The 24585-nt window shown below is 38.3% G+C and carries 26 protein-coding genes; 20 read left to right on the forward strand and 6 right to left on the reverse strand.

Annotation, left to right across the window (positions count from 1 at the left end):
• Position 1: 1 nt before the first annotated feature.
• The 18 genes from efp to HCU67_RS09860 all read left to right on the forward strand — a co-directional run bounded on the left by efp (position 2) and on the right by HCU67_RS09860 (position 18284).
• The gene (gene efp, locus HCU67_RS09775; RefSeq protein ID WP_168552445.1) at positions 2-568 is read left to right on the forward strand and encodes an elongation factor P; all 567 of its coding nucleotides are present in this window, start codon (positions 2-4) and stop codon (positions 566-568) included.
• A gap of 6 nt (positions 569-574) precedes the next feature.
• Positions 575-1510, forward strand: coding sequence for a UDP-3-O-(3-hydroxymyristoyl)glucosamine N-acyltransferase (locus HCU67_RS09780; RefSeq protein ID WP_168552446.1), 936 nt, complete (start codon positions 575-577; stop codon positions 1508-1510).
• Between the two features lie 49 nt (positions 1511-1559).
• The gene (gene sucD / locus HCU67_RS09785; RefSeq protein ID WP_168552447.1) at positions 1560-2432 is read left to right on the forward strand and encodes a succinate--CoA ligase subunit alpha; all 873 of its coding nucleotides are present in this window, start codon (positions 1560-1562) and stop codon (positions 2430-2432) included.
• A gap of 77 nt (positions 2433-2509) precedes the next feature.
• Positions 2510-5470: a M16 family metallopeptidase gene (locus tag HCU67_RS09790; protein ID WP_246865754.1), complete on the forward strand. Its 2961-nt coding sequence runs from the start codon at positions 2510-2512 to the stop codon at positions 5468-5470.
• A gap of 71 nt (positions 5471-5541) precedes the next feature.
• Positions 5542-6288, forward strand: a complete 747-nt coding sequence (gene fabG / locus HCU67_RS09795) for a 3-oxoacyl-[acyl-carrier-protein] reductase (RefSeq protein ID WP_168552448.1) — start codon at positions 5542-5544, stop codon at positions 6286-6288.
• A gap of 21 nt (positions 6289-6309) precedes the next feature.
• Complete coding sequence (locus HCU67_RS09800; RefSeq protein WP_168552449.1) at positions 6310-8340, forward strand: vWA domain-containing protein; 2031 nt, start codon at positions 6310-6312, stop codon at positions 8338-8340.
• 12 nt (positions 8341-8352) lie between these two features.
• On the forward strand, positions 8353-9168 hold the full coding sequence (locus HCU67_RS09805; RefSeq protein WP_168552450.1) for a prohibitin family protein: 816 nt from the start codon (positions 8353-8355) through the stop codon (positions 9166-9168).
• A gap of 174 nt (positions 9169-9342) precedes the next feature.
• Entirely contained in the window at positions 9343-10200 is an 858-nt protein-coding gene (hisG, locus tag HCU67_RS09810) for an ATP phosphoribosyltransferase (RefSeq protein ID WP_168552451.1), read from the forward strand.
• Positions 10200-11486: a histidinol dehydrogenase gene (hisD, locus tag HCU67_RS09815; RefSeq protein ID WP_168552452.1), complete on the forward strand. Its 1287-nt coding sequence runs from the start codon at positions 10200-10202 to the stop codon at positions 11484-11486. The genes hisG and hisD overlap by 1 nt, the downstream gene beginning before the upstream one ends.
• Positions 11479-12534, forward strand: a complete 1056-nt coding sequence (gene hisC, locus HCU67_RS09820) for a histidinol-phosphate transaminase (RefSeq protein WP_168552453.1) — start codon at positions 11479-11481, stop codon at positions 12532-12534. Before hisD ends, hisC begins: the two co-directional genes overlap by 8 nt.
• Positions 12527-13663, forward strand: a complete 1137-nt coding sequence (hisB, locus tag HCU67_RS09825; RefSeq protein WP_168552454.1) for a bifunctional histidinol-phosphatase/imidazoleglycerol-phosphate dehydratase HisB — start codon at positions 12527-12529, stop codon at positions 13661-13663. Before hisC ends, hisB begins: the two co-directional genes overlap by 8 nt.
• Positions 13660-14238 carry an imidazole glycerol phosphate synthase subunit HisH gene (gene hisH / locus HCU67_RS09830; RefSeq protein ID WP_168552455.1) on the forward strand — a complete coding sequence of 193 codons (579 nt, stop codon included), beginning with the start codon at positions 13660-13662 and terminating at the stop codon, positions 14236-14238. Before hisB ends, hisH begins: the two co-directional genes overlap by 4 nt.
• Positions 14235-14660: a GNAT family N-acetyltransferase gene (locus HCU67_RS09835; protein ID WP_168552456.1), complete on the forward strand. Its 426-nt coding sequence runs from the start codon at positions 14235-14237 to the stop codon at positions 14658-14660. Before hisH ends, HCU67_RS09835 begins: the two co-directional genes overlap by 4 nt.
• The gene (locus tag HCU67_RS09840) at positions 14657-15436 is read left to right on the forward strand and encodes a 1-(5-phosphoribosyl)-5-[(5-phosphoribosylamino)methylideneamino]imidazole-4-carboxamide isomerase (protein WP_168552457.1); all 780 of its coding nucleotides are present in this window, start codon (positions 14657-14659) and stop codon (positions 15434-15436) included. The genes HCU67_RS09835 and HCU67_RS09840 overlap by 4 nt, the downstream gene beginning before the upstream one ends.
• On the forward strand, positions 15429-15947 hold the full coding sequence (locus HCU67_RS09845) for a DinB family protein (RefSeq protein ID WP_168552458.1): 519 nt from the start codon (positions 15429-15431) through the stop codon (positions 15945-15947). Before HCU67_RS09840 ends, HCU67_RS09845 begins: the two co-directional genes overlap by 8 nt.
• Positions 15947-16702 carry an imidazole glycerol phosphate synthase subunit HisF gene (gene hisF / locus HCU67_RS09850; protein ID WP_168552459.1) on the forward strand — a complete coding sequence of 252 codons (756 nt, stop codon included), beginning with the start codon at positions 15947-15949 and terminating at the stop codon, positions 16700-16702. The genes HCU67_RS09845 and hisF overlap by 1 nt, the downstream gene beginning before the upstream one ends.
• Positions 16699-17295, forward strand: coding sequence for a bifunctional phosphoribosyl-AMP cyclohydrolase/phosphoribosyl-ATP diphosphatase HisIE (hisIE, locus tag HCU67_RS09855; RefSeq protein ID WP_168552460.1), 597 nt, complete (start codon positions 16699-16701; stop codon positions 17293-17295). The genes hisF and hisIE overlap by 4 nt, the downstream gene beginning before the upstream one ends.
• 41 nt (positions 17296-17336) lie before the next feature.
• The gene (locus HCU67_RS09860) at positions 17337-18284 is read left to right on the forward strand and encodes a Cif family virulence factor (RefSeq protein WP_168552461.1); all 948 of its coding nucleotides are present in this window, start codon (positions 17337-17339) and stop codon (positions 18282-18284) included.
• A gap of 13 nt (positions 18285-18297) precedes the next feature.
• On the opposite strand, the gene HCU67_RS09865 is transcribed toward HCU67_RS09860, so the two are convergent.
• The 5 genes from HCU67_RS09865 to HCU67_RS09885 all read right to left on the reverse strand — a co-directional run bounded on the left by HCU67_RS09865 (position 18298) and on the right by HCU67_RS09885 (position 22053).
• Positions 18298-19017, reverse strand: coding sequence for a head GIN domain-containing protein (locus tag HCU67_RS09865; RefSeq protein WP_168552462.1), 720 nt, complete (start codon positions 19015-19017; stop codon positions 18298-18300).
• Between the two features lie 160 nt (positions 19018-19177).
• Entirely contained in the window at positions 19178-19840 is a 663-nt protein-coding gene (locus HCU67_RS09870) for a hypothetical protein (protein ID WP_168552463.1), read from the reverse strand.
• Between the two features lie 65 nt (positions 19841-19905).
• Positions 19906-20991 (reverse strand): DUF4097 family beta strand repeat-containing protein, encoded by a 1086-nt coding sequence (locus tag HCU67_RS09875; protein ID WP_168552464.1) that lies wholly within the window; start codon positions 20989-20991, stop codon positions 19906-19908.
• Positions 20975-21514: a hypothetical protein gene (locus HCU67_RS09880; RefSeq protein ID WP_168552465.1), complete on the reverse strand. Its 540-nt coding sequence runs from the start codon at positions 21512-21514 to the stop codon at positions 20975-20977. Before HCU67_RS09880 ends, HCU67_RS09875 begins: the two co-directional genes overlap by 17 nt.
• Positions 21514-22053 carry an RNA polymerase sigma factor gene (locus HCU67_RS09885; protein ID WP_246865755.1) on the reverse strand — a complete coding sequence of 180 codons (540 nt, stop codon included), beginning with the start codon at positions 22051-22053 and terminating at the stop codon, positions 21514-21516. The genes HCU67_RS09880 and HCU67_RS09885 overlap by 1 nt, the downstream gene beginning before the upstream one ends.
• Positions 22054-22167: 114 nt before the next feature.
• Here HCU67_RS09885 and HCU67_RS09890 point away from each other — a divergent pair, with 114 nt between their 5' ends.
• On the forward strand, positions 22168-22503 hold the full coding sequence (locus tag HCU67_RS09890; protein WP_168552466.1) for an ArsR/SmtB family transcription factor: 336 nt from the start codon (positions 22168-22170) through the stop codon (positions 22501-22503).
• A 91-nt stretch (positions 22504-22594) separates the two neighbouring features.
• Positions 22595-23470, forward strand: a complete 876-nt coding sequence (locus HCU67_RS09895; protein WP_168552467.1) for a phosphatase PAP2 family protein — start codon at positions 22595-22597, stop codon at positions 23468-23470.
• 7 nt (positions 23471-23477) lie between these two features.
• Here the strand turns inward: HCU67_RS09895 and HCU67_RS09900 are convergent, their stop codons facing one another.
• Complete coding sequence (locus tag HCU67_RS09900; protein ID WP_168552468.1) at positions 23478-24578, reverse strand: DUF2855 family protein; 1101 nt, start codon at positions 24576-24578, stop codon at positions 23478-23480.
• Between the last annotated feature and the right edge of the window lie 7 nt (positions 24579-24585).

Here is a 24585-nt window from a genome sequence, read left to right on the forward strand (position 1 = left end):
TATGGCAAGTACGTCTGATATTAGAAAGGGGTTGTGCATTCGCTACAACAACGATATTTATAAAATAGTTGAGTTTCTTCACGTAAAACCGGGTAAAGGGCCTGCCTTTGTTCGAACAAAGTTAAAAAGTGTCACAACAGGTAAGGTTATTGATAATACCTTCTCTGCCGGTCATAAAATTGAAGATGTTCGTGTTGAAACAAGGTCGTATCAATTTTTATATCCAGAAGGGGATACTTTTCATTTTATGAATACGGATGACTATAATCAAATTGCTCTTCAAAAAGATACACTGGATACGCCAGAATTATTGAAGGAAGGTGAAATTGTGACCATTATTTTTAATACCGAAGACCAAATGCCGCTTTCGGTTGAGATGCCAGCCAGTGTTGTTTTAGAAGTAACGCATACTGAACCAGGGGTTAAGGGGAACACGGCTACAAATGCTACAAAACCTGCTACGGTTGAAACAGGTGCACGAATCAATGTGCCTTTATTCATCAATGAAGGTGATAAAATCAAAATTGATACTGCAAGCAGTTCATATCAAGAAAGGGCAAAAGAATAAGTACCCATGAAATTCCCTCGCCAGTTTACCTTAAAGGAAATTGCAGATTTATTGCAAGTAAACTATGTTGGTAAGCCCGATTTTTCAATTTTTGGAATAAATGAAATTCATGTGGTTGAGCCAGGTGATATCGTATTTGTAGACCATCCAAAATATTATGACAAGGCACTTAATTCGGCCGCAACTACAATTTTGATTAACAAAGAAGTAGATTGTCCGGAAGGAAAATCACTTTTGATTTCAGACGATCCTTTTGCTGATTTCAATAAGCTAACGAAGCATTTTCAACCATTTAAAAGTGCTGGTTCAACGATTTCTGAATCTGCAACAATTGGTTCAAGATCGATTATTCAGCCAAATGTATTTATCGGAAATGACGTACAAATAGGGAAAAACTGTTTAATTCACCCGAACGTTTCAATCTATGACAATTGTATCATTGGTGATGGGGTGACGATACACGCTGGAACGGTTCTCGGTGGTGATGCCTTTTATTACAAACGAAGGGACGATTTTTATGACAAATTACTTTCTGGCGGTCGCGTTATAATTGAAGATAATGTTGATATTGGTGCAGGTTGCACTATTGACCGTGGAGTAACTGGCGATACCACAATTAAAAAAGGAACTAAACTTGACAACCAAATTCAAATCGGACATGATACCGTAATAGGGGAGCGCTGCTTAATAGCTTCTCAATGCGGTATTGCAGGGTGTGTCGTAATTGAGGATGATGTAACCTTATGGGGCCAAGTGGGTGTTATCAGTGGTATAACTATTGGTACCAAAGTGGTTGTATTGGCCCAATCAGGTGTTGGACGTTCCCTAGAACCAGGTAAAACCTATTTCGGAAGTCCAGCGGAGGAAGCAAGGGAAAAGATGAAGGAAATAGCGTACCAAAAGCAAATACCCTCCATTTTAAAAAAAATAAAGAACATTTGATTTTAACTTCTTAATAGGTGATGTATTTTTGCCACCAAATAAATAAAATATGAGTGTCTTAGTTAATAAAGATTCCAAAATAATTGTTCAAGGTTTCACGGGTAGTGAAGGTACTTTTCATGCAGAGCAGATGATAGAATACGGTACCAATATCGTTGGAGGGGTTACCCCAGGTAAAGGTGGCCAAGAACATTTGGGCAAACCCGTTTACAATACGGTTGAAGAAGCTGTGGAAATGGCGGGAGCGGACACTTCCATAATATTTGTTCCACCAGCATTTGCAGCTGATGCTATCATGGAGTCTGCCAGTGCAGGAATAAAAGTTATCATAACAATCACAGAGGGTATTCCAGTGGCGGATATGGTCAAGGCATCTGATTTTATCAAGGATAAGGATTGTACTTTGATTGGCCCTAATTGCCCAGGGGTAATTACTCCAGAAGAGGCGAAAGTTGGTATAATGCCTGGTTTTGTTTTTAAGAAAGGAAAAGTAGGTATTGTTTCAAAATCAGGAACACTTACCTATGAGGCTTCTGACCAGGTAGTTAGACAAGGTTTGGGTATTTCTACAGCAATCGGTATCGGCGGGGATCCAATTATTGGCACCACAACTAAAAGCGCTGTTGAAATGTTGATAAATGACCCAGAAACAGAGTGTGTGGTAATGATCGGAGAAATCGGAGGTCAATTGGAGGCTGAAGCGGCCAGATGGTACAAAGAAAGTGGTAGCACCAAGCCAATTGTTGGTTTTATAGCGGGTGAAACTGCACCAGCCGGAAGAACCATGGGTCATGCCGGTGCAATTGTTGGTGGTAGTGATGATACTGCCCAGGCAAAAAAAGCAATTATGCGAGAGTGCGGAATTCACGTTGTAGATTCTCCTGCTGAGATTGGAATAAAAGTTAAAGAAGTTGTAATGTAGTAGTGTTTGCATTCAACTATACATAAATTCAAAGCCACCAATATTTGGTGGCTTTTTTATCAATCAAAATGTTCTTTATGAAAAAACTATTTTTTACGTTTCTTGCGGTTTCAATTGGGTTTGTTTCTTGCAAGAATTCATCAACTTCAAAAGAGGCGTATACTGTTGAAAACAGCACTGATGCCAACGGATATGCCTACGAATCTGTAAGCAATGACCCGACTGGAACTCGAAAATATACCCTTGAGAACGGGCTTACGGTTTATTTGAGCCAAAACCGGACTGAACCTAAGATTCAAACCTTTATTCCAGTACGAGCAGGTTCCGTTTATGATCCTGCCGACAATACAGGTCTGGCCCATTATCTTGAACACATGTTATTTAAAGGTTCTGATGAATTTGGCACTCAAGATTGGGAAGCTGAGAAAGTTCTTTTGGATTCAATTTCCAATTTATACGAACAACACAAGTCTGAAACTGATATCGATAAGAAAAAAGAGATCTACCAGCTCATTGATAAAGTTTCAAATGACGCTTCAAAAATTTCGATTGCCAATGAATATGATAAAATGGTGGGTGCACTTGGTGCACAAGGTACTAATGCTTGGACCTGGCATGAGGAAACTGTCTATGTGAACAAAATTCCAAGCAATGCGCTTGAAAAATGGTTGCATTTAGAGAGTGAGCGCTTTAGTCAATTGGTTTTGCGCATATTCCATACAGAGTTAGAAGCCGTTTATGAAGAATTCAATCGTGGTCAGGACAGTGATTTTAGGAGGGCTTCTTACGCCATGGGTGATTTGTTGTTCCCTACACATCCATATGGGCAACAAACCACGATTGGTACCTCTGAACATTTGAAGAACCCTTCAATGGTAGCTATTCACAATTATTTTGAGAAATATTATGTTCCAAATAATATGGCAGTAATCCTTGTCGGTGACCTTGATTTTGAGGAGACCATCAAAATGGTTGATGCCACGTTTGGCAAGTTTGAATATGAAGAAGTGGAACATCCTACAAGACCTACAGAAGAGCCTCTGGCCAATGCTGTTGAAGCAGAAGTTTTCGGCCCTGAGAACGAGCGGGTCAATATTGCATTTCGAGCCGATGCTATTGGTTCTGAAGATGAAATGAAAGTTGTTCTTATCGACATGCTATTAAATAACTCTGCAGCAGGACTAATTGATTTGAATTTAAATAAGCAACAGTTGGTTCAAAATGCGGGGAGCTATACCCAATTCTTGAACGACTATGGCGCACACTATTTCTATGGAAATCCTAAATCGGGTCAAACTTTAGAAGAGGTTAAAGACTTGATTCTTGAACAAATCGAGGAAATCAAGAAAGGGAATTTCGAAGATTGGTTAGTTGATGCAGTGATAAATGACTTGAAACTATCACAGATGCGTAACTATGAAGATGCTTCAAATTTGGCTTATGATTTGGTCAACACTTTTGTACATTTTCAAGACTGGAAGGATCGAATCAGTATGTTCGACCGTATGAAGGATCTAACGAAGGAAGATATAGTGGCCTTTGCCAATGAATTTTATAAAGACAACTATGCGGTGGTTTATAAAAGACAAGGGGAGCCCTCTAACGTTGTCAAGGTTGAAAATCCGGGAATAACACCCATAGAATTAAATAGAGACAAGAAATCAGAGTTTATGGCGTCTTTTGAGCAAATGGAAACGCCAAATTTGGAACCTGTTTTTGTAAACTACGAAGAAGCTATTAGTACCGATGAAGTTTCTGATATTGAATTGGCCTTCGTTGAGAATCCACAAAACGATTTGATGGAGTTTAATATCATATTCGATATGGGTAGTGATAACGATAAATTGTTACCGATTGCCCTTGATTACCTAAAATACATTGGTACTAATACCATGTCTGCTGAAGATGTTAGTAAGGAGTTCTATAAGCTTGGAGTTGATTATGGCGTTAGAGTGAACAATGACAGAACCATTGTTTATCTAAATGGATTACGTGAAAATCTTGATAAAGGTTTGGCACTTTTAGAGAATTTGTGGGATAACGCACAAGCAGATAAAGAAGCTTTTGACAAGTATGTGCTCAAAATAGCCAAAGGCCGTGAAGATACGAAGTCAAATAAAGGTGCTATTCTTTGGACAGGCCTTTTTAATTATGGAATGTATGGTGAGGAATCGTCACTTAGGGATATTTATACGATAGCCGAATTAAAGGCTATGAACCCTGATGATTTGGTGAATCTGGTTAAAGAATTGAAATCTTATAAACACCGATTCTTCTATTACGGTAATAATGTTAACGAAGCCAAAGATGCCATTGTGGCAAACCATATAGTCGAAGGCCTAAAGGATTATCCACCTAAAAAAGAATATGTCAAACTTGAAACTGGTGACAACGTATTCTTTACCAACTATGATATGGTACAGGCTGAATTGGTCTTTTTAGGTAAAGGAGACACTTTTGACCCATCGAAGATGGCTGCAACAAATGTCTTTAATTCTTATTTTGGATCTGGAATTTCGTCCATCGTTTTTCAGGAGATTCGGGAATCAAAGTCACTGGCCTACTCCGCTTTTTCTGCCCATATGATGGCCTCTAAAGCTGGTGATCCAAACTACACCTATGCTTACGTAGGCACGCAGGCTAATAAGCTAAATGAGGCAGTGGATGCAATGCTCGATTTAATGAACAATATGCCAGAAGCAGAGGAAAACTTTAACTCTGCGAAAGAAGCTACCTTAAATAAAATGGCTGCTGCTCGCACCACAAAACAAGATATTTTTTGGTCTTACGAACGAATGAAGAAACGAGGGATATCAGAGAACAATGGTGAGGAAATTTACAATAGCGTCAAGGATATGGAGTTGGCTGATTTGTCAAGTTTCTTCAAAGAAAATATTTCTGGAACTGAATATAATGTAATGGTTGTTGGAAACAAGAACGATTTGGATATCAATGCGTTGGAGAAATTAGGAAAGGTAAAAGAATTGGATGTAGATTACCTCTTTAATTACGAAACACCACCTCCGATAAAGGATTAAAATGAGATGATTAAACCCTGTTTTACGACAGGGTTTTTAATTGATATATTTGTTTTCTAACTGATTTTCATATGAAATTACTTCAAGACAAAAATGTAATAATTACTGGGGCGAGTCGTGGTATTGGCCGCGGAATAGCCGAAATTTTTGCCGATAATGGTGCCAATGTTGCTTTTACTTACAGTTCAAGTGAAGGGCCAGCACTTGAGTTACAAAATGAATTGGAAGCTAAAGGAGTCAAAGCAAAGGCTTATAAGAGCAATGCCGGTAGTTTTGAAGAGTCTGAGAAATTGGTCGCTGATGTCTTAGGTGATTTTGAGGGAATAGATGTGCTGATTAATAACGCAGGAATTACCAAGGATAACCTGCTCATGAGAATGGGAGAAGAGGACTTTGATACTGTAATCGAAATTAATCTTAAGTCCGTGTTTAACATGACTAAGGCAGTTCAAAGAACAATGCTAAAAGCTCGTAAAGGCTCAATAATAAATATGAGTAGTGTTGTAGGTGTCAAAGGAAACGCCGGTCAGGCCAACTATGCCGCGTCTAAAGCAGGTATGATTGGTTTTACGAAGTCTATAGCTTTGGAATTGGGTTCAAGAAATATCCGATGCAACGCTATTGCGCCAGGTTTTATCGAGACCGAAATGACCGATAAGCTAGATGAAAAGGTTGTTCAAGGATGGCGAGATGCGATTCCGTTGAAAAGAGGCGGAACACCTGAAGATGTTGCTAATGCTTGTTTGTATTTAGCATCAGATCTTTCAGCATACGTTACTGGACAAGTACTTAATGTTGATGGCGGAATGCTAACCTAGGCACCAATCCAAGTAATATTTATGTCCACCCAGTCCATTCTGCTTATTATTCTGGCAACAATTGTGGCGTTGGGACTCTCGGTATTTCAATACTTTTTTAAGTCTAAAAGGACGAAGCTTTCCATCTACCTGGCTTTTCTGCGGTTTTTGTCTTGGTTTACGGTTCTTTTATTACTTATAAATCCAAAGGTTACCAACGAGGATTTGATTGTTGAGAAACCAAATTTGGTACTATTGGTTGATAACTCAAGATCCATTGAAAAAGTACAAGGGGCCGAAAACGTATTGACCATTTTACAATCCTTAAGTAGTAACAATCAATTGAATGAACGATTTGCAATAAGCAGACATTTTTTTTCGAATGGTCTTACAAATAATGATAGTTTGAATTTTGATGGTGATGTTAGTGATATGACCACGGCACTCCGAGATTTGAGCGAGGTCTACGGCTCAAAACCAAGCGCAATTGTTATGCTTACTGATGGCAATCAAAATGTTGGCGCTGATTTTGAATTTCAATCGTTGTCTTCAAATGTTTCAATATTCCCGGTGGTAGTGGGGGACACCACCAAATATGAAGATGTTTACATCTCTCAAGTAAATACCAATCGATATACATTTATGGATAATCAATTTCCTTTTGAGGTTGCAATTTCATACACTGGTACAAATAGTGTGACTTCTGAATTACAGGTTAATCTTGATAATAAAATTGTGTTTCGTGAAAGGTTTGAATTGTCAAGGAATAACAATTCGAAAACAATTGAAGGCTTATTGAAGTCAACTAGTGTAGGACTTAAAAATTTAATTTTCAAAGTAGTTCCTATTGCTTCGGAAAAAAATATTCAGAACAATGAAAAGCAAGTGGCAATAGAAGTAATTGATGAACAAACTAAAATTGCCGTCGTTTCTTCAATAGCCCATCCAGATTTAGGGGTTCTTAAAAAATCAATTGAGAGCAATGAACAACGTTCTGTTGTTATCAAAAAGCCAATAATATCAAATAGTGAATTAGACACATTTGATTTTTTTATTCTATATCAACCGAACCGTCAATTTGAGAATATTTTTAATTTCCTCGCAAATAAAGGTGTTGGTAGCTTTATTATTACTGGTACGGATACGGATTGGACATTTTTAAATTCTGCTCAGAACTTTTTCAATAAAAAGAGTTTTAACCAATCTGAAGATGTAATCGCAGTCAAAAATCAAGGTTATAGCGTCTTCGATTTGTCAAGTTTTGATTTTTCTGATTATCCTCCTTTAAAAAGCCAGTTGGGCGAATATACTTTTAGTGCCCCCCAAGATATTGTATTGCTGCAGAGAATTCGTGGAGTGAATTTGGAAACGCCACTGTTATCAACTTTTGAAAACAATGGAACCAAGAATGCCGTTCTTTTTGGAGAGAATATATGGCAATGGCGCATGCAAACCTTTCGGCAAAACAGGGATTTTGAAGTCTTTGATAATTTTATGGGCCAATTGATTCGATACCTGTCGGATACGGAACAGAGGAGTAGACTTGAATTGGATTATGAACCAATTTTTAGTTCGCCATCTACTGCTAGGATTGGGGCAAGTTATTTTGATGAGACCTATACGTTCAAATCTGAGAGTAATCTTGTGGTGTCGGTCAAAAAGACTGGGAATTCAGCTCGTATGGAAATACCGATGATATTACGATCCAACCAGTTTGAGGCTGATTTAAGTAATCTAGAAAATGGTGAATATGCTTTTACAGTGACTGAAATCAATGAAGGAACTTCGAAATCCGGTAAATTTAAAATTTTGGATTTTGATATCGAAAGTCAAGTGTCTTCAGCAAATGATGAGAAATTAAAGAGAACTGCAGAACGGAATAACGGCAGTCTATATTACCCTTCCCAAATAGAAACCCTTATTCAGGATTTGGTGCAGAATGATAGATACATACCCGTTCAAAAAAGCATTAAAAATGTGGTATCTTTAATAGATTTCAAGTGGTTATTAGGGCTATTGGTTTTAAGTTTGACCCTTGAATGGTTTATTAGAAAATATAACGGATTATTATAAAGAGAAACTATTATGGACAGATTACCTAAAATTGCCCTTCCGGCAGTTTTCATTATTATTTTATTAATTATTCTGATTTCGAAGTCTGCGGTAACCATTGGTTCCGGTGAAGCTGGAGTCCTCTACAAAACCTTTGGTGGTGGTGTGGTTACAGAAAAGCCACCATTGGGCGAAGGATTCCATTTGGTTGCCCCTTGGAACAAAGTTTATGTTTATGAGGTTCGTCAACAAGAAGTTTTTGAACAAATGAAGGTATTATCTTCAAACGGTTTGGAAATTCAGATTGATGCTTCCGCTTGGTTTCAACCCAAATATGAAAACTTAGGCAGACTGCATCAAGAAAAAAGTGAGCAATACAAAGAGCGCATTTTATTGCCCGCTATTCGATCAGCTGCTAGAAGTGTAGTAGGCCGTTATACACCTGAGCAATTGTATTCAAGTAAACGGGATGCAATTCAAAATGAAATTTTTGAGGAGACAAAAGCTATTGTGGACGAGCAATATATTCAATTGAATGAAATTTTGGTTAGAGATGTGACATTACCACCAACAATACGAGAATCCATCGAGAATAAATTAAAACAAGAACAGGCGTCACTTGAATATGAGTTTAAGTTGGTAACTGCGCAGAAAGAAGCTGAACGTCAACGGATAGAAGCGCAGGGTAAAGCTGATGCGAATAGAATTTTAAGTGCCTCTTTGACAGATAAGATTCTTCAAGACAAAGGTATTGAAGCTACTTTAGAACTTTCAAAATCTCCCAACGCCAAGGTTGTGGTAGTTGGTTCAGGCGATGATGGTCTACCCCTAATTTTAGGAAATAACTAAGCTTCGCTTTTTTGTGTTGAAAATAAAGTTTAACTTCGTCTACGAAATGAGAAAAAATCATACACATCATCATACTGCATCAATCGCTCAGGCGAGGTAGCTGTATTTTGTGTATGTCAAAATAACCTAACCCGTTTGAGCAATCAAACGGGTTTTTTAATTTTTAAATCTGAGATGAATAAAATTAGAATTGCCATTCAAAAGAGCGGAAGACTTAATGAAGACTCTCTTAGAATTCTCAAAGAATGTGGTATTTCTTTTGACAATGGTAAGGATCAATTAAAGGCCAGTTCAAGAAATTTTCCAATGGAGGTCTTTTACTTGCGCAATGGGGATATTCCCCAATATCTAAAGGATGGGGTAGTAGATGTCGCTATAATTGGTGAGAACGTGCTCTTTGAGAAAGGGGAAGGAATTGAATTTGTGGAGCGTTTAGGGTTTTCTAAATGCAAGGTGTCCATGGCGATACCAAAAGGTAAATCATACACGAATTACAATTATTTTGAAGGTAAGCGAATCGCAACCTCTTATCCCAAAACCGTTCGAACCTTCTTGGAAAAATGGGGCATAAAAGCTGATATACATATAATCAACGGTTCTGTCGAGATAGCACCGAATATTGGCTTAGCTGATGCTATATGCGATATTGTATCGAGTGGCAGCACCTTATTCAAAAATAACCTTGAAGAGGTTGAAGTGTTATTAAAGAGTGAAGCGGTTTTAGCTGTTTCACCAAAAATAAATGAAGAGCGAAGCCTTATTCTTAATAAACTTCAATTCAGAATAAAATCCGTTTTGCAAGCCAGAAAAAACAGGTATGTCTTAATGAACGTCCCCAACAAAAGTTTAGAAAAGGTGATTGAAATTCTCCCTGGTATGCGCAGTCCTACAGTATTACCTTTAGCAGAGAAAGGATGGAGTTCGGTTCACACAGTAATTAATAAAGATACCTTTTGGGAGGTGATTGATGAGTTAAAAGCTGTAGGTGCAGAAGGAATTTTGGTTTGTCCTATTGAAAAAATGGTATTGTAATGGAAAAATGTTTCAATCCTGATAAAACGCAATGGACAAAAATCTTGGCAAGGCCAACCCAAACCTTTGATGCGATTGAGCCAATTGCAAAAGAAGTATTTGAATTGGTGAAAAATAAGGGGAATAAGGCCATTTTTGACTACACTAAAAAATTCGATAAAGTTGAACTGGCAGATTCAGAAGTCACCGAAGCTGAAATTGTCCAAGCCAGTAATAAGGTTTCTGTAGATTTAAAGAAGGCAATACAACTCGCGAAATCGAACATCGAAAAGTTTCACATTGCCCAAAAAACAGATAGGGTAACTGTAGAAACATTGCCTGGTGTAGATTGTTGGCAAGAAAAACGACCAATTCAAAAAGTTGGTTTGTACATACCTGGAGGGACTGCACCCTTATTTTCCACGATTTTAATGTTGGCCGTTCCAGCAAACATTGCAGGTTGTGAAGAGATTATTCTTTGTTCTCCACCTGACGAATCTGGAAATATAAATCCAGCAATACTATACACGGCTGCTTTATGTGGGGTAACCCAAATTTTTAAGGTAGGAGGAATTCAGGCCATTGCTGCAATGACATTTGGTACTGAAACCATTCCCAAGGTTTATAAAATCTTCGGTCCAGGTAACCAATTTGTTACTGTGGCAAAACAAATAGCAACTAAGTATGGTATTGCGATTGATATGCCAGCCGGTCCAAGTGAATTACTCGTAGTGGCAGATGATAGTGCCAATGCGTCTTTTATAGCTTCTGATTTGCTAAGTCAGGCAGAACATGGAGTGGACAGCCAGGTGATATTGGTCTCAACTTCTAAAGAGCTTATTTCTAAAGTAGAACTGGAAATTGAAACCCAGTTATCAGCACTGCCTAGAAAGGAAATAGCTGCTAAAGCTATTGATAACAGTAAGTTGATATTTGTAGAAAATGATGAGACAGCACTTCAATTGATAAATGAATATGGTCCTGAACACTACATTGTCTGCGTCAAAAATGAGGAGTATTACATCCAAAATACTATGAATGCAGGTTCTGTTTTTATAGGAAGCTATACACCAGAAAGTGCTGGAGATTACGCCTCAGGAACAAACCATACCCTACCGACTAATGGCTATGCCAAACAGTATAGTGGTGTAAACCTTGATAGTTTTTTGAAAAGCATGACCTTTCAGAAAATTTCAAAAGAAGGAATTCTAAACATAGGTAGTGCGGTAGAATTAATGGCGGAAGCAGAAGGATTGCAAGCGCACAAAAACGCAGTGACCCTTCGATTAAAAGAGTTAAATGGCTAGGCAATTCAACATAGAAAACTTAGTAAGAAATAACGTAAAAGCCCTGAAGCCCTATTCATCTGCCCGTGATGAATTCAAGGACTTTGATTCGGATATGGTCTTTCTTGATGCGAATGAAAATCCATTTGAAAATGGAGTAAACCGATATCCTGACCCACAACAAAGAAATCTTAAAGCAGTCTTGGCAGAACAGAAGGGTATTATGCAAAATCAGATTTTGTTGGGCAATGGTAGCGATGAAGTATTGGATTTAATTTTTAGGGCGTTTTGTGAACCCCATGTAGATAACATTATTACTTTACCACCAACTTATGGCATGTATAAAGTTTTGTCAGAGACAAATGCCGTTGAAAACAGGGAAGTCTACTTAAATTCCGATTTTCAGCCAGCTATTGATGGTATTTTAAAAAATGTTGATTCCCAAACGAAGCTTTTATTTCTATGCTCCCCGAACAATCCGACCGGGAATGCCTTCAAAGTGGACTACATCGAGCATATTTTAAAAGAGTTTCAAGGTATTGTAGTTATTGATGAAGCCTACATTGATTTTTCCAAATCAGAATCTTGGGTTGCAAGATTAGAAGAATTTCCCAATCTAATCGTGACACAAACCTTATCTAAAGCTTATGGAATGGCGGGAATACGACTTGGCATTTGTTACGCTTCCCGAGCAATCATCGAAACCTTAAATAAGATTAAGCCGCCATACAATGTGAATCAACTCACACAAGAGAAAGCGTTGGAAAGGGTTCTAAAAGTTGATTCGGTTGGTCAAGAAGTTGAAAGGATATTATCTGAAAGAAACAAGTTGGTCAAAGCACTTAATAAGGTGGAATTTATAAAAAAAATATTCCCAAGTGATGCCAACTTCATCTTAGTACGTGTAGATGATGCTAACCTGCGATATGAACAATTAATTGCAAACGGTATTGTCATCCGTAACCGAAGTACGCAACCGCTTTGTGAAAATACCCTAAGATTTACAGTAGGGACTTCAATCGAAAACGAAAAACTTGTGAACGCACTTATAAAACTCAGTAATGGCTAAAAAAATACTATTCATTGACCGTGATGGCACATTGGCAAAGGAACCGAAGGACGAACAATTGGACGCTTTTGAAAAATTGGTTTTTTATCCTAAAGTATTTACCTACCTAAGCAAAATTGCGAAAGAATTGGATTTTGAATTGGTTATGATAACCAATCAAGATGGTTTGGGAACAGAATCATTTCCCGAAGCTACTTTTTGGCCTGTTCAAAACTTCATAATTAATTCTTTTGAAAGTGAGGGCGTGACATTTAATGAGGTTTTTATTGATCGAACTTTTGCAAAAGATAATGCCCTGACAAGGAAACCAAATACCGGTTTACTAACCCAATATTTTACTGATGAATATGATCTAGCAAATTCCTTTGTAATAGGTGACCGTCTTACGGATATGGAGTTAGCAAAGAATTTGGGTTCAAAAGGAATTTTTATAGATAATAAAACAGCATTAGGTACTGATGAAATTACCGTTTCGCATGGTGAACTTTCTGAATGTATTGCCCTAACAACAAACGATTGGGAAGCCATATACCAGTTTCTAAGGTTGGATTCTAGAAAAGGTCAAACCCATAGAAAAACGAAAGAAACCGACATTCAGATTGAGTTGAACCTTGATGGAACCGGAATCGCCAACATTGATACTGGACTTAAATTTTTTGACCATATGTTGGATCAATTGGCGAGACATGGTCAAATGGATTTGACTATAAAGGTGGATGGAGATTTAGAAGTAGATGAACACCATACCATAGAAGACACCGGTATTGCACTAGGGGAAGTTTTTTATGGAGCATTGGGTAATAAATTGGGTATTGAACGCTATGGGTTCTGCCTACCAATGGATGATTGCCTTGCTCAGGTCGCATTGGATTTTGGTGGAAGAAACTGGTTGGTTTGGGAAGCGGAATTCAAACGTGAAAAGGTTGGTGATATGCCAACAGAAATGTTTCACCATTTTTTTAAATCCTTTAGTGATGGTGCAAAGGCCAATTTAAACATCAAAGCCGAAGGCACCAATGAGCATCATAAAATTGAAGCCATTTTCAAAGCTTTTGCGAAGGCGATTAAAATGGCTGTAAAGCGAGATGTTGAGAAGATGGTTTTACCTTCAACCAAGGGTGTATTATGAAGCTGGTTATAATTGATTACGGCGCAGGTAACATTCAGAGTATAAAATTTGCCTTTCAGCGATTAGGTGTTGAGGCTTTACTCTCCAATGACTCAGAACAAATAAAGAACGCTGACAAGGTCATTTTTCCAGGTGTGGGAGAAGCGAGTAGTGCCATGACAAAATTATGGGAAAGCGGTCTACACGATGTTATAGCCGATTTGAAACAGCCGGTTTTAGGAATTTGTCTTGGTATGCAGTTAATGTGCGATTCTTCTGAAGAGGGAGCAACCAAGGGCCTTGGTATATTCAATACGGATGTAGTTCGATTTAATTCAGATGTTAAAGTGCCACAAATTGGTTGGAATAAAATTGAAAATCTAAGGGGTGATTTATTTCAAGGATTGGAAAATGACTATATCTATCTTGTCCATAGCTTTTACGCCCCGAAGACTATCGAGTCCATTGCAACCAGTACTTATGGATTGGAGTATAGTGCTGCTTTGCAAAAGGATAACTTTTATGGAGTACAGTTTCACCCAGAAAAGTCCGGAACATATGGAGCTAAGATTCTTTCTAACTTTTTGGCCTTATGAGCGTGCAAGAAGTATTTGTTTCAACCGACCCATTAAAAATTGACTTGAATTTTGTCCATCAATATTTATCAGAAGAAGCCTATTGGTCAAAGGGTAGAACAATTGAAGAAGTCAAGACTTCAATTGAAAATTCACTTTGTTTTGGTTTATATCTAGTGGACGGTGATAAGCAAATAGGCTTTGCGAGGGTTGCAACAGACTATATAGTTTTTGCTTGGCTTATGGATGTGTTTATCGATGCCAAATTCAAAGGACAGGGTTACGGTAAATCACTGGTTCAACATATTGTGGACCATCCAAAATTGAGCAATGTAAATGGCTTTGGTTTGCGAACTTCAGATGCCCATGGATTATATCACCAATTTGGTTTTACAGAAATTCCAGACCCTGAAACCTGGATGTTTAAAAAAAACAAATTATGAGGATAATTCCAGCAATAGATATTATTGAAGGAAAATGTGTTCGTCTCTCAAAAGGCGATTATGCTACTAAAAAAGTGTACAATGAGAATCCTCTTGAAGTGGCTAAAGAATTTGAGGGTCATGGTATAAAACATCTCCATGTAGTTGATTTGGATGGTGCAAAATCAAAGCATATCGTAAATCATAAGGTATTAGAAGAAATTGCTTCAAAGACCAATTTAAAGATTGATTTTGGTGGTGGTTTGAAATCAGACGAGGACCTACATATTGCATTTGAAAGTGGAGCAAGTCAAATTACTGGTGGTAGTGTGGCCGTTAAAGATAGGCCAACTTTTTTACGTTGGCTAAATGCTTATGGAACGGAAAAAATAATCCTTGGAGCAGATGCTAAGGATGAAAAGGTTGCTGTTTCGGGTTGGCAAGAAACTTCTGATTTGGGCTTGATTCCTTTCGTGAAGAACTATCAAAATATCGGAATCGAATATGTAATATGTACCGATATCTCAAAAGACGGAATGCTCGAAGGACCCTCTTTCGAGCTTTATAAAAGGCTTTTGCAAGAAACTAAGGTTGTACGAACTGAAATTTGGGGCAGTGGTGTTTTGGATGTCGAGGAAAACGGAATCAAGCTAATAGCCAGCGGCGGTATTTCATCATATGACGAATTACCAAAGCTTAAAGAATTGGGTTGTGAAGGTGTAATTATAGGCAAGGCCATTTATGAGAATCATATTAGTTTAAAACAATTGGAAAATTACATTTTAGAAAATGGATGAGCTACGAAAGTTTCAGTTTGAGTTTGTTGAAAACTGTTGTTTTAGAATGGATGAGAGCCTTCGGATGCTAAAAATAGCCCTAGCTAAAGTTTCTGAAGACCAGGTCTGGTTAAAACCCAATAGTTCCTTGAACAGTATTGGTAATTTGATTTTGCATTTATGTGGTAATATGACTCAATATGGTATCGCTTCCTTAACTGAAACTGAAGATAAACGTCAACGCGATTTAGAATTCTCCACTGAAGGTGGATTGAGTAAAAATGAACTTTTGAACAAAATTCATGTGGTTATTGAAGAAGTAAAATCCACGTTTAGTACAATCTCAATTGAACGCTTGTTACAGCAAAAGCAAGTGCAAGGATTTGATTTTTCGGGTATAGGAAACATGGTTCATGTTGTAGAACACCTATCGTATCATACGGGACAAATTGCGTTTTGGGTGAAACAACTGCAGAATGAGTCTTTAGGTTTTTATGAGGGTCATGATTTAAATACAAAAAACGAAGATTAATGTTGACAAAGCGAATCATACCCTGCTTGGATATAAAGGATGGACGAACGGTCAAAGGAGTCAACTTTGTTGATTTACGTGATGCTGGAGACCCCGTTGAATTGGCTCAGCGTTATGCTGTGGAGGGAGCAGATGAGTTGGTTTTTCTTGATATTTCAGCCACTGAACAAAAGCGCAAAACCTTAGCAGACCTGGTGTATAATGTTGCTGAAAAATTAAATATTCCTTTTACGGTTGGTGGAGGTATATCATCAGTTGAGGATGTTGACATTTTATTACAGAATGGGGCAGACAAGGTTTCTATTAACTCCTCAGCAGTAAAACGACCTGAATTGATAAATGAGCTTGTGGCCAAGTTTGGTTCTCAATGTATTGTTGTTGCCATAGACGCTAAGCACGTTGATGGGCAATGGAAAGTCCATTTGGTTGGAGGAAAGGTTGCAACGGAAATAGACTTGTTTGAATGGGCCAAAGAAGCGGAACAGCGTGGTGCCGGAGAGATATTATTTACAAGTATGGATAATGACGGAACAAAAAACGGATTTGCCTATGAAGCCTTGGCCAAATTATCGGCGTTGGTCAACATACCAATCATTGCTTCAGGTGGTGCAGGGAATGTGCATCACTTTACAGAGACCTTTAAAATAGGTAAAGCTGATGCAGCCCTTGCAGCGAGCGTATTTCATTTTAAAGAAATTGAAATTAAAGGCTTAAAAGAAGAACTAAAATCAGAAGGAATTCCAGTACGGTTATGAAGATAGATTTTGATAAAAATTCAGATGGCTTGGTGCCAGCTATAATTCAAGATGCAAAAACAAAAAAAGTCTTGATGCTAGGTTATATGAATCAAGAGGCTTTTGATAAAACCCAAGAATTACAAAAGGTTACTTTTTTCAGTCGAAGTAAACAACGACTTTGGACCAAAGGAGAAGAAAGTGGTCATTTTTTGGAATTGGTGGACTTGAAGATTGACTGTGATTTTGATACTATTTTAGTTCGAGCCAACCCAAAGGGGCCTACTTGCCACACGGGTACCGATACTTGTTGGTTTGAAGAAAACAAACAGGACTTTGGCTTTTTGAGTGAATTGGAAGAAATCATTGCTTCACGAAAAGAGAATAAGGAAGATGAAAAAAGCTATGTTGCCTCATTGTTTCGAAAAGGCATTAACAAAATAGCTCAGAAAGTAGGAGAGGAGGCTGTGGAGACCGTCATTGAGGCCAAAGACGAGAATGATGATTTGTTTTTAAATGAAAGCGCCGACTTGCTTTTTCATTTGTTAATCCTTTTGAAGGCAAAGGGTTTTGGTCTTAATGATGTTGTAAAAGTGTTGGAATCCAGACATTAACATCGTTACTTTAACGCAACACGTCATCAAAAAATGAATTAATGAAAATCAGAATAATTCTGGTACTTGCCTTATTGGTAGTAACTTCCAAGGAAATCATCGCTCAGTCTAAAGCTATAACATTCCAAACTAATGGGTTGCACAGTTTAGTTACTCGGAATCCATTCGAAAAGTTTATTGGGGAATGGACGCTCAAAGACGATAGTTGGACACATAACTGGGGTGGTCAAACGGAAACAATAAAAATCCAAAACCATCATACAATTTCAACACAGATTAACACGGCCAACAGCCTGTTTTCAATAATCGATGGCCCACAACCAAACGGACATATTTTTTGGTCATATAATCCGGCGACCAAAGTTGTTGACCACCTCTCTAGTTTTGGAGAACTGCGTGCAGGAGTAGGGCAAGGCAGTGTGTCAATTGATGGTGACGTTAACTTGAAGATTAAGTTTGAGGGGGAACCAAAAGACACCTACCGAATCTATGATTACAAGTGGCTGAGTTCAAATGAATACCACATGAAATCTGTGCAGTACGATTCAAATGATGCTCCAACAGGGTTATTTTATGAAGGCAACTTTATTCGCCTACCAAATACCGCTGTTGCGTTGCGAAATGAAATAGAAGCTATCCTATCAGTTCTGGATAACAATACTATTTCTGTAGAGGAACAATTGGAAGTATATGCAGATGATGTGATTCATATGGCGCCAGGTAGTGAGGTCAATGTGGGAATAGAAGCGCTGGGTATTTATTTAACTGAACAACGCCAATATGGCAAATCAAAAATGCAGCACGAGATTATCGAAATCGAGGAGTTTGACGATATAGTTCTCATGCGCGGACAAGTCACGGGTACATTTTATCCGAAAAATGAGACTCCTCCTGTAGCATTTAGAACCAAAAATCTATTTGTGTTCAGTACCAAAGAAGGAGTCTTAAGGATTAAAAAGGTGATTTACAATACCTCACCTTTACCATAAGTTGTAGCAAACGCTAATCACGTTTTCGAATTCTAGAGTCCCCACTTAAACGTTGACGAATGATTTCGGCATTGCCGCTATAGTTTAAGACAGAATCTCCCGAAGCATCGATATCAATGGTTTCAGTTACTGAAAGAAAGGCTTCACTATCTCCGGTAAGCTTGAGAATGAGGTCGTTTACTATCATGTCGTAATCCTTCAATTCACTATCACCACTTAGGTCAGCATTCAATGTGTTTGCCGTTCCAAAAACATTTAGCTCCGAATCACCTTCAAGATTCATTGAAAGAGCTGCAGCATAGATTTCACCATTAAAACGACTATTTCCAGAGATATTTACTGTTGCATTTTCTGTTAGTAACATATTTTCCAACGCTACATATGAATCCCCAGATATGCTATATTCTGAAATATTTTGCGTTGTGATGTAGGCCTTGAAGGTGGCGTTCCCCCGAATACTAATGTTGTTCTCTAACCCAATTCGCAAGGTGTTCCCTTCTTTGGATACCACTATTTTGTCCTGAAGATTTTCATTGGCCTCAATTTCGATGTGTTCTTCGGTATCAGAAAACCAGACAAAGACATCAAAATCACCCCAAACCTGAAGTTTCGAATAGTCAGAAAAGGAATATTCTCGGGTAGAAATTTCATCAGAAGCCCTAATGGATTCGGTGTCGCATGAACACACAAGTAGTACTGTGGCCAGAAGGCCAAAAATTAAATTCGATTTCATTTTGATTGATGTTTAAAAGTTATTTAAGAGTGGATTGAAATCCAATTAAAATGAATAGGCATCCAATTTTCTTCGTCATCTTTAGTAAAAACTGTCTCGTTATTACAGAAAACTTTAATGGTGGTTATTGGTTCCATTTTGTGGGTATTTTTCTTCTTCATTAGTCCAGTTGCTTTTTATAGCGGTTCCGTCCCATATTAAAAATCCCCATTTTGATTCCGATGCCACCTGAGAAACCATTGATTCGGTCAATCGGACTGTCTGTCAATTCAATTTTACTAGAGAATCGATAACGTACCCCAGCTTCTAATTGCACAAAACGTGAAATATTAAAAAGAGCGCTAACTCCTGGTTCCAGTACAAAAACAGCATCTAAATCGTCTTCATCTGGATCAAAATCATCACTTTCTATAAAATCACGATCAGCATAACCAACGGCCCCACCACCAATAAATACAGGGAAGGAAAGACTGACCAATGACTTCCCGAAAAAAATAGGTTCCAAATGAAAGCCGGCATAACCTGCAAATAGGTCATCATTTTGCCCACTTCGTGGATTGAAAATATTTTGAGCGGAATATAGACCTCTAGCCAAGAAACCCACTTCGAATTGTTGGTTTGCGACGTAGGCTACCTTAAAGCTTCCGATATACGTTTCTTGCCCTTCAATTTCACCGTATGCCATTCCAATTCCTACGTAAACACCATGTACTACATTGCGACGGTCATTAAAGGTGATATAGTCTTCGTCATTTTGTTGGCCAAAAGTGAAAAGGCCACAGAATAGGGTCAATAGGAGTAAGAATGTTGTTTGATTGTTCATTTTTCTAGATTGATTTTCTTTAAGGACAATTGAATTTTTCAAGGGTTGCATTTCTTTTGACTTTTTTAATCGTTTATTGTTACAATTCCCTTGATGCCATTTATGGATATTAGTCCGGTCTCGGACTCACCATAGGTCGCTCTTATTTCACGTAATCGCTTTCCTTTGTCCAGTACCTTTGAATCTACATTTTTAAAAGACTTTGGTAATCGGACCACCCCTTGTTCCAAAGTGGCTTCAAAACGATGTGCAAAGTCTTTTACCGTAAGATTGATATCTGAAGATTCTTGTTCAATATTGATTTCATTGGTTTCCTCTGAAATTTGGCGTACCCAGAAATCTGAAATTTTTAAGGTCAAATCAACATCTTGTGCAAGCTGTTCCAGATGAAGTGTCGAAAATTTTAAGTCGCCATAAATGTTGCCCACTTCATCAATGGAAATATCATCCTTGTTTGAATAGATTTCAAAAGAATTCACCTGGCCCAAGCTCATCTCGGTGCCACTACTGTTAAGACGAAGGCTTTTGGCATCTTGCATATCCAACTCCCCATTTTTGAGGTTTAGACTTGCATAATTCAGGTTGCGGGCCTTTATTTTTCCAAATTTTAAAATGATATCGGCCTTGCCCAAATCCTCATTTATCCAAAGGTCTCCATGTTCAATTAAAGTTCTCAATTCACCGCTCCAATCCTCCAACACCACATCACCAAAACGATTGGTTATCTTAAGTTTTGCTTTTTTAGGAAGGAACACTTCGTAATCAATTTGTACCCGGCTGCGGTCCACGTCAATTGGATTGGTTCGATTAAAAAAATCGGCGAACCAACCTGTGTTTTTGTTCGCTATTTTGGAAACAATGGAAATATATCCAGTACTTGACTTGATTTCAGGATTGATGCGTCCCAACAAATCTTTGGCAGTATCATACTTGCGGTGATTTACCTTGATATCGATTTTCACGGAAACTTTGTCTTGGTCCCAACCGGTAACACTAATATTGCCGTACTTGTTCTCTAGTATCAGTTCTCCGCCATGAGTTAGGGGAAAATTTCGCTCAACCATCTTGGATACGCGCTCTTGGGCTGTACTGAATTGCACCGAAAGTAGCATAAAAACTGCTCCAAGAATTGTTCTATAAAGTGTAGCCATAATCTTCATCGGATTTTTTAGCATCGTTAATTTGTCGTAATAACTTCTCAATGAGCTCAATACGCTTTTTGTAATTGGCCACAATAGCCTCTAACACCCGCTCATTGTCAAGATTGTTTCGCATTTCTTCGCGAAGGGTCTCATATTCGGAATCGAGTTCATCCATAAAGGACAAAAACTCAGCCTTATCGGTTTCGGAAAGGTTTGGATTGTTTTGTACTAGTTGTACCTGATAGGAAACTAGCCCCTTGTAGTGCATATCTATCTCCAACAATTCTTTAGACACGTATTGCGTATCTGTAGCACTCCCATCGTAAATAGACAGGCCAATAAAACTGGCAATACCCAAAAGCAATACAATACTCGCTGCAATGCGAAGCATTGGCCGTTTCCATAGCGGAATGACCTTTGGTTCCGTTTTTTGGAGTTCAGCCGAGATATTTGCCCAAAGCTTGGAGCGGTCCGCTTTCTCCGTATCAAACTGAGCAGTATTTTCTCGAATATGTTTTTCAAAATTGTCCATTACAATTCGCTTATGATTTCCAATAATTTCTTTTTTGCCCTGTGGTATTGTGATTTTGAGGTACTGGTCGAAATGTCTAGTATTTCTCCAATTTCCACATGGTCATAACCCTCTATCAAATAGAGGTTAATAATTTGTTTGTACCCGTCGGGCAGCTGTGCAATGCCCAATTGTACTTTTTTAATGTCCACCATTTCGCCTTCAACGGTAGTTTCATCAGCCAGATGAAACTCATGTGGTTCAATGGGAACTACCGGTATCCGTTTTGCTTTGAGGTGGTTTATACTCTTATTAATGACAATGCGCTTGAGCCATGCCCCAAAACTGCTTTCGTACTTAAAACTGTTCAGTTTTTTAAAGGCATCGACAAAACTGTCTTGAACAATGTCTTCAGCATCCTCTTTATTCCCCAAAAACCGCAATCCAACATTAAACATAGCATCCACATACAGGCCATACAGCTCATACTGCGAACTGGCATTGCCGGTCTTGCATTGCTCAACCAAGCTTTGATGTGTGAATCTGATATCGGTTTCCAAAAGGTTGATGTGCCTTAGTTGTAGTTAAAGACAACGGCAAAAGTAAAGGGTTGCACTAAAGAAGAAAAAAGTAGGAAGAAATGTAAATCGTACATTTGAAATAAACGATTTCTAATGCGTATTCGTACCGAAGTATCCAGTGATTACATTAATGAAACGGATTATGAGCTGGCCAAAATTGCTAATGCCCTGGCACATCCAGTAAGGGTTGCCTTGGTACGTTATCTTGCAGAAAAAAACAAAGGGAAAGGGGTCGACAATGTTACGTGTAACAAGGATTTGGTAGAACTGTTTCAGTATTCCCAGTCCACCATTTCACAACATGTGAAGATTTTGAAGGAAGCACGGCTCTTTCTTACTAAGCAGCATGAAAAGTTCACCCACTACGGATTGAATTATAAACTGTTACAAGAGTATACTTCCAAAGTTTCCATATTAGGAGGATTATAATAATCAGCCAAAACACTTTCTCCGTTGCACAAATTTGATAAATTCGTATATCGTAAATAAACGATATGATAAAACTATAATAAACCTAATCATGCAAAAATCATCACTCCTTTTTATTCTTCTTGTTAGTGGATACATCAATTCACAAACACTCCATCCATTGGAACCGACTAAAAACCATTATTTTGACTTGCAAAAGCTTGATGCAGCTCCCAACTCTTTGCGAAGCACCCTAGATGAGCTCTCTTTTACTCCCGACCAATACAATTCAGTAGCCTTGTCATACACTTTAATGATTCCAGCTTATTTGACCAAGGCACAAATTGATGAACTAAAAAGAAGTATGGATTTTCCAGCCAACAGTTCAAATCAGACGAGGGCAGAGCTTGATTTCCTATTGGAGTGGCAAGAAAAGCGAACTCCAGAACAAATCCATCGTACTTCAAAAGTTCTAGCACCTATAGGGTACTGGCCACATATCAATGTCAAAAAAGACCATAAGGGCTATGCCCAAAATATTGAAAACCTAATGTTTGAGTGTAGGGAAGTGCTTGGTGGAAGTTGTACAGCAGTTAATTATCCGGCAACCTTCAAATTAATGCAAGGGGTTACCACTGATATGCGAATTATGGAGTTCACCGTAAAGTATCATTTGTTACGATCTCGGCCTTATGTTTTGGAACCCAAATTGGAACCCCTACAAATTATGGGTTCGCCTTCTTTTGCAAGTGGTCATACCCTTTGGGCCTATATTCAAGCATTTACTTGGAGCGAGCTATTACCTGATAAACGCGAACAGTTTTTAGACTTGGCCTATGAAATAGGAGAGTCACGAGAAGTAATGGGAATTCACTATCCAAGTGATGAAGAAGCTGCCCGTGTATTGGCTCATGCAATGCTCACTGCTATGTGGTCAAATCCTGTATTTCAAACGGATTTAAAGGCCGCAAAGGCTGAGTGGCAATAGGCGCACACTATTGCAAACGCACCATATGACCCTCTTGTGGGTCTATTTTTCCATTGAGCATTGATTTATAAACGCTTTCCAATTCTTGGGCTCCATGATGTTCTTTAACGCTCAAAGACGAACCAATGGTATTAATAAACTGTTGCCAAGCTATCCCGATCTTTTGTTGAAAACCAGCAACACCTAGTTCTTGTTGTCGTTTAGCAGCATGGTTTGGAGCGAAGAATATAGCCCCTTTTTTGGGTAATGGCTTTTCACCTTTAAGATTTTGCCAATCAACAAGACCAACCAGACAATTGTAAACAAGGCTTTCACCCAATGTGGTCTGCAGTTGGTATTGTGTATTGTGATTACCCGTAAAGTCAACTACTACAAAGGTTTCATTGGTATTTAGTTGGTCAAGATTATCATAAGGTAATACTTTGTCATACCAACCCAAGTTCTTGACAAAATCTAAATTGGTATTAGAGGTTAATCCTACAATATTGATATTTAATCTGTGCTGTTTTTTTCGTTCAGCCAATAGAAATGCCAAGGCTTGTGCTGTTTTACTTGAAGCACTTGTAATTACGATTTGGGTTGCATTAAAGAAGTTTTCATCTACCAAATGATAATCAATCAAAAAAGAAGTGGTGAACAAGGGCCTGAAAAGGGCATTCAATGCTTCAGTTTCTGAGGTAAATGAAGGGTCGTTCGCAGTATAGGAATAAAAATTATAGACCGATGCCAGCCCTTCGCGATGTGGTGTTTTATCTGAAAATCCAAAGGGGCTAACCCTGCCAGCTGTGACTAATAGGTGTGTACCCATGGGATAGTAGCCATAAAATCGCTGACCTACTTTTACCTCTGGGTGATTTGAAACTACCACATCTGCAAAGCCCCATACTGGAATAATACCATAACCTTCTTCTGCTGGAAAGAATTGCCAATACTTCAATTGCTCTCCGAGTACGCCATAGGTGATGTTGTTGGAGGTTAATGAGAAGGTATCAACTTCAAATAGAACTTGGTTGGGAGCCAATTCATCAGAATAGGTTTCCTCCAACACTTTGGTCTTTTGAAGGTTATTTTTATTTACGACTAGCTTTGTGGTACTAACAATGCCCATGATTTTT

Origin of the sequence: Croceivirga thetidis (assembly GCF_012272815.1) — a bacterium.
GTDB lineage: Bacteria > Bacteroidota > Bacteroidia > Flavobacteriales > Flavobacteriaceae > Croceivirga > Croceivirga thetidis.

What these genes read in the sequence shown, in the direction of transcription:
- efp (WP_168552445.1), top strand. Translation starts at nt 2, where the DNA reads ATGGCAAGTACGTCTGATATTAGAAAGGGGTTGTGCATTCGCTACAAC.
- HCU67_RS09780 (WP_168552446.1), top strand. Translation starts at nt 575, where the DNA reads ATGAAATTCCCTCGCCAGTTTACCTTAAAGGAAATTGCAGATTTATTG.
- sucD (WP_168552447.1), top strand. Translation starts at nt 1,560, where the DNA reads ATGAGTGTCTTAGTTAATAAAGATTCCAAAATAATTGTTCAAGGTTTC.
- HCU67_RS09790 (WP_246865754.1), top strand. Translation starts at nt 2,510, where the DNA reads ATGAAAAAACTATTTTTTACGTTTCTTGCGGTTTCAATTGGGTTTGTT.
- fabG (WP_168552448.1), top strand. Translation starts at nt 5,542, where the DNA reads ATGAAATTACTTCAAGACAAAAATGTAATAATTACTGGGGCGAGTCGT.
- HCU67_RS09800 (WP_168552449.1), top strand. Translation starts at nt 6,310, where the DNA reads ATGTCCACCCAGTCCATTCTGCTTATTATTCTGGCAACAATTGTGGCG.
- HCU67_RS09805 (WP_168552450.1), top strand. Translation starts at nt 8,353, where the DNA reads ATGGACAGATTACCTAAAATTGCCCTTCCGGCAGTTTTCATTATTATT.
- hisG (WP_168552451.1), top strand. Translation starts at nt 9,343, where the DNA reads ATGAATAAAATTAGAATTGCCATTCAAAAGAGCGGAAGACTTAATGAA.
- hisD (WP_168552452.1), top strand. Translation starts at nt 10,200, where the DNA reads ATGGAAAAATGTTTCAATCCTGATAAAACGCAATGGACAAAAATCTTG.
- hisC (WP_168552453.1), top strand. Translation starts at nt 11,479, where the DNA reads ATGGCTAGGCAATTCAACATAGAAAACTTAGTAAGAAATAACGTAAAA.
- hisB (WP_168552454.1), top strand. Translation starts at nt 12,527, where the DNA reads ATGGCTAAAAAAATACTATTCATTGACCGTGATGGCACATTGGCAAAG.
- hisH (WP_168552455.1), top strand. Translation starts at nt 13,660, where the DNA reads ATGAAGCTGGTTATAATTGATTACGGCGCAGGTAACATTCAGAGTATA.
- HCU67_RS09835 (WP_168552456.1), top strand. Translation starts at nt 14,235, where the DNA reads ATGAGCGTGCAAGAAGTATTTGTTTCAACCGACCCATTAAAAATTGAC.
- HCU67_RS09840 (WP_168552457.1), top strand. Translation starts at nt 14,657, where the DNA reads ATGAGGATAATTCCAGCAATAGATATTATTGAAGGAAAATGTGTTCGT.
- HCU67_RS09845 (WP_168552458.1), top strand. Translation starts at nt 15,429, where the DNA reads ATGGATGAGCTACGAAAGTTTCAGTTTGAGTTTGTTGAAAACTGTTGT.
- hisF (WP_168552459.1), top strand. Translation starts at nt 15,947, where the DNA reads ATGTTGACAAAGCGAATCATACCCTGCTTGGATATAAAGGATGGACGA.
- hisIE (WP_168552460.1), top strand. Translation starts at nt 16,699, where the DNA reads ATGAAGATAGATTTTGATAAAAATTCAGATGGCTTGGTGCCAGCTATA.
- HCU67_RS09860 (WP_168552461.1), top strand. Translation starts at nt 17,337, where the DNA reads ATGAAAATCAGAATAATTCTGGTACTTGCCTTATTGGTAGTAACTTCC.
- HCU67_RS09865 (WP_168552462.1), bottom strand. Translation starts at nt 19,017, where the DNA reads ATGAAATCGAATTTAATTTTTGGCCTTCTGGCCACAGTACTACTTGTG.
- HCU67_RS09870 (WP_168552463.1), bottom strand. Translation starts at nt 19,840, where the DNA reads ATGAACAATCAAACAACATTCTTACTCCTATTGACCCTATTCTGTGGC.
- HCU67_RS09875 (WP_168552464.1), bottom strand. Translation starts at nt 20,991, where the DNA reads ATGGCTACACTTTATAGAACAATTCTTGGAGCAGTTTTTATGCTACTT.
- HCU67_RS09880 (WP_168552465.1), bottom strand. Translation starts at nt 21,514, where the DNA reads ATGGACAATTTTGAAAAACATATTCGAGAAAATACTGCTCAGTTTGAT.
- HCU67_RS09890 (WP_168552466.1), top strand. Translation starts at nt 22,168, where the DNA reads ATGCGTATTCGTACCGAAGTATCCAGTGATTACATTAATGAAACGGAT.
- HCU67_RS09895 (WP_168552467.1), top strand. Translation starts at nt 22,595, where the DNA reads ATGCAAAAATCATCACTCCTTTTTATTCTTCTTGTTAGTGGATACATC.
- HCU67_RS09900 (WP_168552468.1), bottom strand. Translation starts at nt 24,578, where the DNA reads ATGGGCATTGTTAGTACCACAAAGCTAGTCGTAAATAAAAATAACCTT.